The following is a 13,129-nucleotide window of genomic DNA, read 5'->3' as shown; positions in this document are numbered from 1 at the left end:
CTCAGCTCTCCTGGTGGGACAGGGCCTTGGCGAGGCTCGGCGCCTCCCGGTCCCGCTGTGACATCGAGGTGACCGGGAGCGGCCACGGAATGGCCAGCTCCGGGTCGTCGAACGCGATCGTCACGTCTTCGGCCGGATCGTGCGGGCGGTCGATCCGGTAAGCGGTGTCGGCGGTCCCGGACAACGCCTGGAAGCCGTGCGCACACCCCGCCGGGACGTACAGGGTCACCTGCGTCTCGCCGGACAGCTCGAAGGACGCCACGTTGCGGTAGGTCGGGGAGCCCGTCCGCAGGTCCACGACGACATCGAAGATCCTCCCGTACGAGCACCGCACCAGCTTCGCCTCACCGTCGCCGGAGCGCAGATGCAGGCCGCGCAGCACGCCCCGGGCCGAACGGGACAGGCTGTCCTGGACGAAGGCTTCCGGGTCGAGGCCCACCGAGCGGACCACGTCGGCGTCGAAGGTACGGCAGAAGAAGCCGCGCTCGTCGGCGTACGGCGTCGGCTCGAAGAGGTACGCGCCGTCGATCGCCGGGACTTCGGTCGCTTTCATGGGTTCTCCTGCTGCGCGTGGGCGGGGGCGTGGGCGGGGACGTCGTGGTGCGTGTGGCCGGTCGTCGGGAACAGCGCCGCGGTCAAGGCGGTGAAATGGTGCTCCAGGCGTTGAGCAGCGGTCAGGTTCCGCTCGGTGAGGGTCTGCCGTAGCTCCGCCGACCGCCGCTCCAGCTCCCGGAACTGGGCGAGCAGCCAGTCGGTGTCGACCTCGCGAGCCGGATGGCAGTACGCGGCAAGGCCCATCTGCGCCATGAGCGCGTCGCTCTTCGCCGCATAGCTGAGCGCGAGCGTCGGCGTGCCGGTTTTCAAGGCGCAGATCAGGTTGTGGTACCGGGTCGCCACGACGGTGCCGGCGGCCGCCGTCTCTTTCATCAGGTCGGAAAGGGAGGCCGCTTCGGCCGCGGTGACCAGCGGCGAGTCCACCGCGTCGAGGATCGCGGCGACCACCGGTGCGTCGCACGCGTCGCCGGTGAGCAGCCGGACCGGCCGCCCCTCCGCAACCAACGTACGGACGAAGCGGGTTGTCCCGTCGAGGTAGCGCCGGTGGATCGCGTCGGCGCGGGCGCGGTCGTCGTCGCCGCCGTGGAAGGCCATGACGCCGACACAGACCGTCCCCGGAGGGCCCGGGGGCGTGTCCGCCTGCGGCGTCGGCAGGGCGAAGGCGAGGTCCGGGTGGACCTCGTCGCGCGCGGTGTCCACGCCCATCGCCCGCATCGCGTCGCGGGACGGGCTGTCCCGGTACGAGCGGTACGTGGCAAGCCGTGCCGACCAGCGGACCAGGGCACGGGTCGCCCGGTTGCCGATCGGGGCCGCGCCGACGCCGACCAGCGCGACCCGGGTGCCGAACAGCCTGCCGGACGCGCAGAGCAGGAACAATGCGTACGGGAAGCCCCACGGCCGCAGCGGCAGCGTGGCCTCCAGGACGCCCATGCCCGGCACGATCACCACGTCGTGCCGGCGGACCCAGGCAGCGGTGCGGACGGCGTCGGCCAGTTTGCCCAGGCCCTTCGCCGCGATCGCGCCCGCACGTGAGGCGGTCCGGTACTCCCCGCGGTACCGGTGCAGCCGCGTCGCGGGGATGCCGTACCGGGCCGCGACGACCTCCGGACCGCCGCACAGCGCGTCCACGACCGCCTCCGGACGCTCGGCGCGGAGGTAACCGAGCACGGCTTCCAGCGAGCCGTCGTTGCCGAGGTTGCCGGAGCCGAGCAGGCCGAACACCCCCACGCGTGCCCGGGCGTTGCCCGTGGACCTCATGTCTGTCGCCCTTCACGTCCCGCGACGAGGTCGTCCACGGAGACGGTGGACGGCCCCGGGCCGGCCGGCGCGCGGTCCTCGACCCGTTCGCCGGCGCCGGGCCGGGTCCGGCTGGTCATCCAGGCGCCCAGGTGGCGGTAGCAGGCGCGCCGGTCGGCCGGGGACAACGGCGCCCGCCGGATCGCCGTGACGAAGCCCCAGACGTACTCGGCGAGCAGCCGGGGCGTCGGGTGCAGCGGGCCTGCCCGGCGCGGGTCCAGGTTGACGCACCGGGAGCGCTTGGACGGGTTCGCCCGCTCGGCGCGGGTGGGGTGGTCGCGGCGGAAGTACAGCAGCTCCGGCACCTGGTGGAACGGACCGTGCAGGGTGAGCTCGGCGACGAACGTGCGGTCCGCGTGGTGGTAGCTGTCGTGCGGCTTCACCCGGCGCAGTACGTCGGCGCGCATCACCCCGTAGAAGTCGTCACCGCCGGGCTCGAACAGCAGGCTGCGGAAGCGCTCCGGCGCGCGCGGCGAGTCGGTGGCGAGCCGGTACTCGTACGGGACCTTGACCTTGCCGTCGCCGTCGATGACCGCCTGGCCGGAGTGCGCGAGGATCACGTCCGGCCGCTCGTCCAGCGCCTCCACACAGCGGCGCAGCAGGTCCCTGGCGTACAGGTCGTCGTGCGAGGCCCACTTGAACAGCTCGCCGCGGCACTGGGTGAACACGTAGTTGTGGTTCGGTGCGGCGCCGACGTTCCGCAGCAGCCGGATGTACCGGATGCGCGAGTCCTTCGCCGCGTACGCGCGGCAGATGTCCTGGGTGCCGTCGGTCGAGGCGTTGTCGGAGATGACCAGTTCGAACTCCTCGTAGGTCTGGCCGAGCAGGGCGTCGAGCGACTCGGCGAGGTACTCCTCGCCGTTGTACACGGGCAGGCCGATGCTCAGCCGGGGAATGCTCCGAAACGCAGTCATGACGTCCTCACTTCGGGGAGGGGGTGGTGGCGGCGCTCGCGCAGGGCGGACCGCAACTGCAGCCACCACACGGCCGAGCTGCCGAGGGTCGCGGCGGCGACGCCCCAGGCCGAGCCGGCCGTGCCGGCCAGGGCCGCTCCGCCGAGCCCGCCGACGACGTAGCAGGCGGAGGCGATCAGCTGGCTGCGCAGGCTGCGCCGGGCCGCGGCGAGTGCGCGCAGCCCGGCCGCCGCGCCGGTGCCGAGTCCGGCGCCCGCGACGCCGAGCGTGACCGGCACGACCAGCTCGGAGGCGGAGTGCCAGACCCCGCCGAGCACGAGTGCGCCGAACCGGTCCGGCATCAGCAGCAGCGCTCCGCCCCAGAGCAGCGCGGCGACGGCCTGCCCGCCGCCCAGCAGGAGGCAGAACGCCCCCAGCCGGTGCGGGACCCGCCGCAGCACCCGGGCCGCTTCCGCCACGGTGACCAGCGACAGCCCCATCAGCAGGGCGAGGAACGGGCCGAGCAGGAGTTCGGCGCCCCGGATCACCCCCACCGCACCGACCCCGACGATCGCGCCGAGCCCGTACGCCCGGAGCTGGCTCGCGCCGCTGTTGCTGACGTTCTCGACCAGGTACCGGTAGCCGAGGTCGCGGTGCTCGCCCAGCCATGCGCGCACTCCGGTCGGGCGCGGCCGGATGCCGGACTGGAAACAGCCGTACCCCGCGGCGACCGCGGCGGACCCGCCCCAGGCGAGCACGAAGGCGGTCACGCTGCCCACGTGGGCCGCCACCACCATGGCCGGCACGAGCGCGACACCCCAGACGAGGTCGTTGGCGAACGCCTTGCGCCCGGCGCCGGCGGCGAAGAACGCGAACCGCCAGGCGTCCTGCAACAGCAGCAACGGCAGGACGACGCCGAGGCAGGCGAAGGCGGACCCCACACTGCCGCCCAGCCCCAGCCCGGCCACCAGACATGCCGCGCCGAGGGCGCCACCGACGCCGAGCGCGGTACCCGACGACCGGGCCACCGCCGCGCGCCAGCACGCGTCCGGCACGCCGCTGAAGCGCACCATGAGCGGGTCGGTGGCCACTCCGCGGGAGACGTTGAGCACCACGCCGTAGGTCACCCAGGCCAGGCTGAACACGCCGAACGCGGTCAGCCCCAGCGAGCGCGCCACGTAGATCCCCACGGCGAAGTTGGTCATGCTGGAGGCCGCCTGGTCGGCCAGCCCCCAGGACAGCCGGCCGACGACGGCCCGCTTGGCGGTCCGCTCCTCCCGCTCCGCAGCCACCGGCGTCATGCCTTGATCAGTCCGGCGCCGCGCAGGGCATCGGCCGCGGTGGCGACGGTGTCGAACGGCAGTCCGGACCGCTCGGCGACGTCCAGCAGACTGTGCGCGCCGTCGGAGAGGCTGAGCACCCAGAGCATGGCCAGTTGGGCCTGCTGGGTGTCGCTGCGGCCGCCGAGCGCGTCGTACAGGCCGCGACGGCCCAACTGAGGTTCGCCGTAAGGGCTGAGGTTGACGTACCGGCGGTTGCGGTCCAGCACGGAGAACGCCTCGCGGCAGACGGCGAGCGTGTCCGCCATCGCGTCCGGGGAGACGAAGTCCGGGTTGTCCGCCGAGGTGTGGTATTCGGGGTAGCCGGCGTACGGGGTCCGGCTGAGCGAGCCCACGCCGAGATCGAATCCGGGGGAGCAGTACTGCCGCTCGTCGTAACCGTACGGAGTGAATTCGGTGATGCGGTGCGGACGTTCGGAGGCGGACAGTACGTGCCGCAGTACTCGGTCGATCTCCGCGTCGCCGCGCCTGCTCTGCTTGTACGTCAGGTGGCCCACATCGCCCGCGCAGGCCAGCACCAGGCCGTGCCGCACGCGGTCGATCCGCTCCGCGTTGCGGGCCAGCCAGGTGATCGCCCCGATGGTGCCGGGCGCGTAGATGAACCGGTAGGTGTGGTACGGCGTCTCCCGCGCCAGCGCGCGGGCCAGGAACGTCGCCACCGCGATGCCGGCCAGGTTGTCGTTGGCCAGCGACGGGTGGCAGACATGGCAGGAGACGATCACCTCGTCGGGCACCTGCCCGGGGACCACGTGCTCGGCGTAGGTGAGGTGGCCGTCCGTGAGGGTGGAGTCGACGCGCACCTCGTAGTCGCCGTCCGGCAGCGCGTCCAAGGTCTCCTGGGCCAGGCAGAACCCCCACTCCGGCTGGTAGTAGCTGGTGCGGTACGGCACCCAGGCCGGGTGCTCCGGCAGGGTGTGCAGGTGGCCGCGCAGCTCGGCGAGCGGCATGGTCGCCGACACCGGCACGCTGTAGCCGAGCACGTGCAGGCTGGACGCCGCGAAGTCGACGACCCGGCGCCCGGTGCTGTCGGCGATGTACGCGTCCCGGATGTTCCACTCCTGCGGTACCGTCCAGTCGAGCACCTGCGTCCCGGTCGGCACCTCGTGCACCTGGAGCGGAACGTACTCGCCGACGATCTCCAGGGTGGCCCGCACACCGTCGCCGGTGATGCTCCGGCAGAGCGGGTACAGCCGCTCCACCAGTGCGTGCATCTCCTCACCGACTGCGGTCATCGGCGCCACCGCAGGGTGTCGTCGACGGCACCGGCGTCGGACGCCGCGCGCAGCACGGCCAGCCGGGTGAAGCGTTGCTCGAAGTCCTCCCGGGTCAGCCCGTGTTTCCGGTAGGCGTCGGCGAGTTCGAGCGCGCCCTGCTTCACCGTCCACTCGCAGTCGAAGCCGGGCACCGCGGCGCGGAACCGGGAGAAGTCCACCCGGTACGACCGCGGATCGGCACCGGTCTCCCCGGTGATCACCACCTTCGAGCCGGACACCGCCTCGGCGACCTGCTCGGCGATCTCGGCGACCGTGACGTTGTTGGTCTCGCTGCCGATGTTGAACGCCCGGTCGTGCACCGCCTCCCGGGGCGCGGCCAGCGCGGCCGTGAAGGCCCGTGCGATGTCGGCGGCGTGCACCAGCGGGCGCCAGGGCGTGCCGTCGGAGAGCACCAGCACCTCACCGGACAGCAGCGCGTGGCCCACCAGGTTGTTGAGCACGATGTCAGCCCGCAGTCGGGGCGAGTGGCCGAAGGCGGTGGCATTGCGCATGAACACCGGGCTGAAGTCGCCGTCGGACAGCGCGTGCAGGTCGTCCTCCACCCGCACCTTGGACTCCGCGTACGGGGTGACCGGGCGCAGCGGGGCGTCCTCGGTCACCAGGTCGCTGCCGCCGGCGGCACCGTAGACCGAGCAGGTGGAGGCGTACAAGAAGCGGCGTACCCCGGCGTCGCGGGCCAGGCGGGCCAGCCGTACGGACGCATGGTGGTTGATGTCGTAGGTGAGTTCCGGCGCCAGCGACCCCAAGGGGTCGTTGGACAGCGCGGCCAGGTGGATCACGGCGTCCGCCCCGGCGACGTGTTCGGCCGTGACGTCGCGCAGATCCACCCGGTGCCCCGGCGGGTCCGCGGGCGGCGGGCCCAGCACACAGTCGGCGAACAGGCCGGCGTCGAGACCGACGACCTCGTGCCCGGCGGCCGCGAGGACCGGGGCCATCACGGTGCCCAGGTAGCCCTGGTGTCCGGTCAGCAGCACGCGCAAATTTCAGTCCCCCAGATCGAGAGTGAGTTTGGTGACGGCGAACGCCTCGGCGTAGCGCGCGTGGCATTCGATGCCGCGGATCCGCGCCAGCCCGAGGAAGGCCTCCCGGTCGTACCAGGGCCGGTGCCGTTGCGAGGGGTAGTGCTCCTGGAGCAGCCGCACCTTTTCTTCGGCGACCTCCGGCGACAGTGGCTGGTACGCCGCCGGGCGGCCGAGGTCGCCGTCCCACTTGGCGATCTCGTAGCCGAGTACGAGGTGGTCGCGGAACGCGGTGGTCATCAGCTTGGCCAGGCCGCGGTGGTCCTGGTGGGCGTCCTCGGTACGAGGGGCCAGCACCAGGTCCGGCTCGCTCTGTCCGCGCAGCTCCTCGACCGCGGCCTTGGCCTCGTCCCAGTGCGCGGGCAGCCGGCCGTCCGGCAGCTTGAGCACGGACAGCCGCAGGTCGGCGCCCGGGCAGAAGGCGGCGAGCGCGGCCTGCTCCTCCTGCTCCCGCTCGCTGCCGCCGCCGGAGAGCACCAGCGCGTCGACGCGGACACCCGGCCGCGCCTGACATACCGTCAGCAGTGTGCCGCCGGCGCCGATGGCGATGTCGTCGCAGTGCGCGCCCACCGCGACGACCCGCTCCAGGCGCCCGGCCCCGAGCCGGATCACGCCCGGACTCCGGCGCTGTCCCGCTCCCACACGGCCCACGGGCGATCGCCCCGCGCGTAGGCGGCGTCGAGCGCGGCCCGCTCCTTCACGGTGTCGGTGGGCTTCCAGAAGCCGCGGTGCCGGTGCGCCACCAGGCGTCCCCGTTTGGCCAGTTGAGCGCAGCCGTCGGCGACCAGGTCCCCGTTCTCCGGGATGTGGTCGAAGACTTCCTGGCGGAGCACGAAGTAGCCGCCGTTCTCCCACAGCGGCAGTTCGCTCACCTCGGTGATGCCTCCCACCAGGCCGTCCTCGCCCAGGTCCACGCAGTGGAACGAGGACTGCGGCGGCACCACCATCATCGACGCGCCGGCGTCGCGCCGGGCGAACCGGTCGATCATCTCCGGCAGCGGAGCGTCGGTGAGCACGTCCGCGTAGTTGGCGAGGAACATCTCGTCGCCGTCCAGGTGGTGCCGCACCCGGCGCAGCCGTTCCCCGATCGGTGACTCGATGCCGGTCTGCACGAACGTGATGTTCCAGTCCGCGATGTCGGTGGACAACAGCTCGACCCGCCCGTTGCGCAGCACGAAGTCGTTGGACGCCGTCTCCTCGTAGGTGAGGAAGAAATTCTTGATGTGGTCGGCCCCGTAGCCGAGGCACAGGATGAAGTCCGTGTGCCCGAAGTACGCGTAGTAGCGCATGACATGCCAGATGAGCGGCCGCGGGCCGACCATCGCCATCGGCTTGGGCACGTCGTCGGACGCGCCGGCGCGCATCCGCAGTCCGTAACCGCCGCAGAACAGTACGACCTTCATGCTGCGACCTCTTTCACGACGAGACCTCGACGATGCTCAGTTCCGGAATGGGAAAGACCAGCCGGCCGCCCCAGGCGTGCACGAAGGACAACTGCTCGGTCAGCTCGGCCCGCAGGTTCCAGGGCAGGACGAGTACGTAGTCCGGGCGGTCGGCGGCGATCTGCTCGGGCGGCAGGATCGGGATGCGGGTGCCCGGGGTGAAACGGCCGTGCTTGTAGGGGTTGCGGTCGACGGTGTACGGGAGCAGGTCGGGCCGGATGCCGCAGTGGTTGAGCAGGGTGTTGCCCTTGCCCGGGGCGCCGTAGCCGACGACCGTCTCGCCGCGCTCGGCCGCCTCGACGAGGAACCGCAGGAGGTCCCTGCGCACCTTGGCCACCCGGGCGGAGAACTCGGTGTACCCGGACAGCTCCTGGAGTCCGGCGGCCTTCTCCCGCTCCAGCACGTCGGCCACCTGGCGGGACGGCTCGCCGGCCGCTCCCTCCGGCCGGGCCCACAGCCGGATGGAGCCGCCGTGCGTGGGCAGCAGCTCGACGTCCACGAGCGCGAGTCCGCCGCTCGCCAGCGCCCGGATCGCGGACGCCACCGTGTAGTACTGGAAGTGCTCGTGGTAGACCGTGTCGTACTGGTTCTGCTCGATCAGGGTCAGCAGGTGCTGCACCTCGATGGAGACCCAGCCGTCGTCGGCGACCAGGGCGCGCAGCCCCCGGGTGAACCCGGTCACGTCGGGGATGTGCGCGTACACGTTGTTGGCCACGACCAGGTCCGCCGGACCGTGCTCGGCGCGGACGGCCGAGCCGGTGGCGGGGTCCAGGAACTCCGTGACGGTGGGCACACCCGCCTCCCGTGCCGCGGCGCCGACGTTCACCGACGGCTCGATGCCGAGGCAGCGGATCCCGCGGTCCACCACGTGTTTGAGCAGGTACCCGTCGTTGCTCGCGACCTCGACCACGAAGGCGTCCGGGCCGAGACCCGCCCGCCCTACGGCGTCGGCGACGAACGCGCGCGCGTGCTCCACCCAGGACGTCGAGTAGGAGGAGAAGTACGCGTACTGCGTGAACGTCTCCTCCGGCGTGATCAGCGGCGGGATCTGCGCGAGCCAGCAGTCGGTGCAGACCCGCAGGTGCAGCGGGTACGTCGGCTCCGGCTCGTCCAACTGGTCCGCGGCGAGAAAACTCTCGCACGGCGGGGTCGCCCCGAGATCGACGACGCTGGCCAGCGCCGCCGAGCCGCAGAGTCGGCATCGTGTCATGTACTGCCCCCATTTCTGCTCGCACGGTGCCCCCACCGCGAGCCAGTGCTTGTGTTCCCCGGCGGCGGGCCGTCCCCGCCGCCCGACCGACCCGCGATCGCGGTGCGGTACCCCTCCACCAGGCGCTCAAGACCGACGGCCGGGCTGAAGCCCCGCTCGTAACGGTCCCGGGCCGCCCGGCCCATCTCCCGGTTGCGGGCCCGCTCGGCCGTGATCCGGCGCAGGCGGTCCGCGAGCGAGGCGGACTCGCCGGGCCGGTGCAGCAGCCCGGTCACCCCGTCCTCGACGAGTTCGACGAAGGCGCCGTGACCGGCGGCGACCGCCGGGACCCCGGCCGCCATCGCCTCCACGACCACCAGGCCGAACGCCTCCAGCCACGTCGAGGGAGCCACCACGGCGACCGACCGCGCGACGGCCTGCCGGCACCGCGCCGGGTCGTACAGCCCGGCGTACCGCACGTCGTCCCGGCCCGCTGCCCAGGCCCGCACCTCCCGCTCCAGCGGCCCCGCCCCCGCGATCACGAGCGGCACGCCCACCCCGCCGTCCGCGGCGATCTCGTCCCACGCGGCGATGAGCAGCCGCACGCCCTTGGCCTCCGCGAGCCGGCCGAGGTAGAGCAGCTGCTCGCCGTCGCCCGACCGGCGGATGCCCGGCTCCGGCACGAAATTGTGCTTCACCGCCAGCCGCTCGGCCGGCATGCCGGCCCGCACCAGGACGTCGCGCTGCGCCGCGGAGATGCAGAAGAACCGGTCCACGCCGGTCCACCACCGCCGCCGGTTGACCGACAGGCTGACCGCGAGCGGCACCGTCGCCAGCCGGGAACCGCGGTAGCAGCCGTGCCGGACGGCGGGCAGCGGCGCCGCCCCGACGCACTCGGTGCACGGCCGGCCGTCCCGTTGCAAGGTGCCGGGCGGGCAGACCTGGGTGTAGTTGTGCAGCGTGGCGACGACGGGCACACCGACGTCGGCGCAGGCGGCCAGCACCGCGGGGGACAGCAGCGGGAAGACGTTGTGGACGTGCACCACGTCCGGCCGTTCGGCGCGGAGCCGGGCGGCCAGCTCCGTGCGCACCGCCGGGTTCCACGGCACCAGCAGTGGCACCGCGGCCTTGCCCGGCAGGGACCGGCCGGCGATGTCGTCGCTGCGCCGCTCGAACACCTCGACCCGGTGGCCCGCCGCGCGCAGCAGCTCCACCTCCTGGTCGACCACGTTGTTCTCCCCGCTCGGCTGCGCCGAGGAGTAGCGGTTGTGCACCACGAGAACGTGCATGTGCGGGGTCACCTCCGGTCCCGGGCCCACCGCGGGACATGTCGTCTGGGGGGTTCGGGCGCCGGGAGCGGCGTGGCCGTGGCAGGCGCCGCCAGCAGCGCGGCGGCCAAGGTCAGGTGCAGCAGGTACGGCGAGGCGTCGCCCAGTCCGGCCTCGGTGTACGACGCGATCGCACAGTAGCTGATCAGGAAGATCGCGCAGGCCCTCGGCAGCGACGGCGGTCGCAGCAACGCGACGCCGCCCAGTACGAGGATCATCGCCGCCACCAGGGTGACGCCGGTCAGCCCCTGCTCGTGGTAGACGGCCAGCCAACTGTTGTCGATCGGCAGCCCGCCGAACGACTTGTCGCCCAGCCCCACGCCGAACAGCGTCTCCACGGTCGTCCGGGGCGCCGCCAGCAGGGCGTCCCAGACCGTGGCCCGGCCGGTGAGGCTGGTCAGGTACTCCTGGCTCTGGCCCCGCAGGAACCACGTCCGTAGCGCGGAGGCGAACCCCGCCGCCGCCACCGCGGCGCACAGCACCGCCCAGGTGAAGAACCGGCGGGCGGCGGCGCTGGTCAGGACGAGTGAGCCGATCGCCAGCGTCAGCCCGACGAGCAGGCCGAGCGTGGCCGTCCGGGTATGGGTCAACGCGAGCAGGGCCCCGGCGGGCACGATGACGACCGCCGCGCTCGCCCGGTCGGTACGGCGGCCCAGGACGAGCAGCACGGTGAGCCCGATGATCACTGCGGCGTACTGCCCGATCTGCGGCGGGGTGAGCGGCCACAACGCGCCGACCAGGCGCCCGCCGTAGAGTTCGGGCAGGGCCGCGCCCGGCGAGACGGCCAGGCCGACGGCGACCGATCCGAGCACCGCGAAGTACATGCGGATGTGGTGCCGTACGAACGTCAGACCGCCCCACCAGCGGCTGAGCAGCCACAGCGTGCCGATGAACAGGGCCAGCCGGGCGCAGCGGAACAGCGCGCCGAGCCCGGACTCCAGTTGCAGGCTGGAGAGCACGCTCGGTACGAGGAGCAGGGTGAGCAGGAGCAGGAAGGCGCTGGCCCGGATGCGCAGCCGGAGGTTGAGCGCGAGCGCCAGCGTGAACGCGGCGACCAGCGCGCCCATGGTGACGAGCTGGATGAGGGAGCGGGGCAGCGGGATGATGGTCTTCGCCCCGGCGGAGCCGAGCGTGTTGAGGATCAGCAGTCCCCAGACGACCCCCACGGCCTTCGGCGGGCCGGCCGTGCGCGCTTCGGCGCCGGTCCGGATGCTGTCCGTGTCCGTACCGCCCGGCAGCCCACCGTGCCGCAGGTCCCCGCCCATCTCAGTCACCGGCCCCTGGGGCGAGGGTGCTGCCCGCGTCCTGCTCGTAGGGAGCGCCCTGCCACTGCCGGAAGTCGAGCACCCGGCTCGGGTCGTGGGCGACGAAGGTCCAGGGGCCGACGTAGGTGTTGTCGTGCCAGCGGTTGTGCTGCTTGAGGGTGATCGCCTCGGCCACCCGCTCACCCTGGTACGGCGACCAGTCCGGGTAGGTGCCGTAGTTGGCGAGCACGGCCATCCGGTCGCACTTCGCCGTGCACCCGACGACGGACTTGTCCAGCACGAAGCGGTTGTCGTGGATGTCCACCCGCTGGGTCTTCCACCGGCAGTCGGCGTAGAGCGGCGCGGTGGCGATCGCCGGACGCGTACAGCGGTCGGCCTGCCGCACCAGCAACGTACAGTCACCGGAGGACGTGTTGGCCGGGCTGTTGCAGAACCGGTCGGCGTTCTCCCACAGGGTGATTCCGGACCAGTTGTTCTCCAGTACGTTCCGGTAGACCTCGATCTTGTCGGTGCGGGCTGTGATGCGCGGTTCGCCGCCGGACTCGGACAGGTAGACGGTCGCGAACGGGAAGCTGTCACCGCGGTCGGCGTACCGCCGGCCCTCGACCCAGTTGTTCCGCCGGATCGTGTTATTCCGGATGACCGCGTTGTAACTGGTCTCGTAGATCAGCGCGGCACCGTCGTTGGCCTCCAGCACGTTGTCCTCGATGCGGAAGTCGTTGTTGTTGGTGTCCGCCCACAGTCCGGTTCCGTGGTTGCCGTGCACCCAGTTGCCGCGTACGTCGGCACCGTTGACGGCCCAGAACTTCACGCCACCGGTGCAGCCGCAGCCCGGCCGCCGCCGCTCCCAGTCACCGGTGTTGTTGGCCGTGATCTCGTTGCCCTCGACCACCAGGCCGCTGATGGGGCCGTCGTCCTTGTACGCGTTCATGCCGTACTGCCCGTTGTCCCGCAGGCAGTTGGCGCGGACCCGCTGCCGGGCACCGGCCATCAGTCCGGCGCCGGAGTTGCGCTGGATCGTCGTGTGCTCGATCACCCACCCGTCGGCCGAGTCGTGGTTGACCACGCCCTCGTCGTGCGGCGCGACGAAACCCTGCACGGTCAGGTGGCGGACGGTGACGTCGCGGGCCGTACCGCTGAACGCGTACTGGTTCTTCTTCCGGCCGTCGAGCACCGCGCCCGGAGCACCGAGGTAGCGGTTGCCCTGCTTGGGGACGACCTGGGCGTAGCGGTCCGGATCGAGCCGGTGCGTGCCCGGCCGGAGCCAGAACGTGGTGCCCGGTGGGTTGCTCCTGGTCTTCGCCGCCAGGTCGCCGACCACCGCGGGATCGACCGTCACCGCGCCCGCCGGTGCCTTCGCCGGCCCGGCAGCGGGCCGGGCGCACACCTTGGCCACGGCCGACCGGGCCCCGGACGTGGAAGGCGCGACGTCCGGCTTCGACCCGGCGCCCGGCGTGCCGACGCAGCCGGAGGCCAGCAGTGCCAGTGCCGCCACCGGCAATGCCCGATTCCGCCACTTGATCCCCAC

The 13,129-nt window shown here is 72.4% G+C and carries 12 protein-coding genes; all 12 read right to left on the bottom strand.

Annotated elements, in window-relative coordinates; translation table 11 throughout:
• Position 1: 1 nt before the first annotated feature.
• The 12 genes from rfbC to AB0A97_RS26910 are packed head-to-tail and all read right to left on the bottom strand — an operon-like array spanning position 2 to position 13,129.
• Complete coding sequence (gene rfbC / locus AB0A97_RS26965) at positions 2–553, bottom strand: dTDP-4-dehydrorhamnose 3,5-epimerase (protein ID WP_361154747.1); 552 nt, start codon at positions 551–553, stop codon at positions 2–4.
• On the bottom strand, positions 550–1,812 hold the full coding sequence (locus AB0A97_RS26960; protein WP_361154745.1) for a polysaccharide pyruvyl transferase family protein: 1,263 nt from the start codon (positions 1,810–1,812) through the stop codon (positions 550–552). Before AB0A97_RS26960 ends, rfbC begins: the two co-directional genes overlap by 4 nt.
• Complete coding sequence (locus AB0A97_RS26955) at positions 1,809–2,765, bottom strand: glycosyltransferase family 2 protein (RefSeq protein WP_361154743.1); 957 nt, start codon at positions 2,763–2,765, stop codon at positions 1,809–1,811. Before AB0A97_RS26955 ends, AB0A97_RS26960 begins: the two co-directional genes overlap by 4 nt.
• Positions 2,762–4,045: a hypothetical protein gene (locus AB0A97_RS26950; protein ID WP_361154741.1), complete on the bottom strand. Its 1,284-nt coding sequence runs from the start codon at positions 4,043–4,045 to the stop codon at positions 2,762–2,764. Before AB0A97_RS26950 ends, AB0A97_RS26955 begins: the two co-directional genes overlap by 4 nt.
• Complete coding sequence (locus AB0A97_RS26945; RefSeq protein ID WP_361154740.1) at positions 4,042–5,316, bottom strand: DUF4910 domain-containing protein; 1,275 nt, start codon at positions 5,314–5,316, stop codon at positions 4,042–4,044. The genes AB0A97_RS26950 and AB0A97_RS26945 overlap by 4 nt, the downstream gene beginning before the upstream one ends.
• Positions 5,313–6,338 carry an SDR family oxidoreductase gene (locus AB0A97_RS26940; protein WP_361154739.1) on the bottom strand — a complete coding sequence of 342 codons (1,026 nt, stop codon included), beginning with the start codon at positions 6,336–6,338 and terminating at the stop codon, positions 5,313–5,315. Before AB0A97_RS26940 ends, AB0A97_RS26945 begins: the two co-directional genes overlap by 4 nt.
• A 3-nt stretch (positions 6,339–6,341) precedes the next feature.
• Entirely contained in the window at positions 6,342–6,989 is a 648-nt protein-coding gene (locus AB0A97_RS26935; protein WP_361154737.1) for a PIG-L deacetylase family protein, read from the bottom strand.
• The gene (locus AB0A97_RS26930; protein ID WP_361154735.1) at positions 6,986–7,780 is read right to left on the bottom strand and encodes a glucose-1-phosphate cytidylyltransferase; all 795 of its coding nucleotides are present in this window, start codon (positions 7,778–7,780) and stop codon (positions 6,986–6,988) included. The genes AB0A97_RS26935 and AB0A97_RS26930 overlap by 4 nt, the downstream gene beginning before the upstream one ends.
• 13 nt (positions 7,781–7,793) lie before the next feature.
• On the bottom strand, positions 7,794–9,029 hold the full coding sequence (locus tag AB0A97_RS26925) for a class I SAM-dependent methyltransferase (RefSeq protein WP_361154734.1): 1,236 nt from the start codon (positions 9,027–9,029) through the stop codon (positions 7,794–7,796).
• Positions 9,026–10,297 carry a glycosyltransferase gene (locus AB0A97_RS26920; RefSeq protein WP_361154733.1) on the bottom strand — a complete coding sequence of 424 codons (1,272 nt, stop codon included), beginning with the start codon at positions 10,295–10,297 and terminating at the stop codon, positions 9,026–9,028. Before AB0A97_RS26920 ends, AB0A97_RS26925 begins: the two co-directional genes overlap by 4 nt.
• Positions 10,298–10,305: 8 nt before the next feature.
• On the bottom strand, positions 10,306–11,601 hold the full coding sequence (locus AB0A97_RS26915; protein WP_361154955.1) for an O-antigen ligase domain-containing protein: 1,296 nt from the start codon (positions 11,599–11,601) through the stop codon (positions 10,306–10,308).
• Position 11,602: 1 nt separating this feature from the next.
• On the bottom strand, positions 11,603–13,129 hold the full coding sequence (locus tag AB0A97_RS26910; RefSeq protein WP_361154732.1) for a right-handed parallel beta-helix repeat-containing protein: 1,527 nt from the start codon (positions 13,127–13,129) through the stop codon (positions 11,603–11,605).

The sequence above is a fragment of the Streptomyces sp. NPDC045470 genome, from assembly GCF_040646595.1.
In the GTDB taxonomy this organism is placed as follows: Bacteria; Actinomycetota; Actinomycetes; order Streptomycetales; family Streptomycetaceae; genus Streptomyces.
The sequence above is the reverse complement of the archived record's forward strand: the minus strand, read 5'-3'. Positions and strand labels throughout refer to the sequence as shown.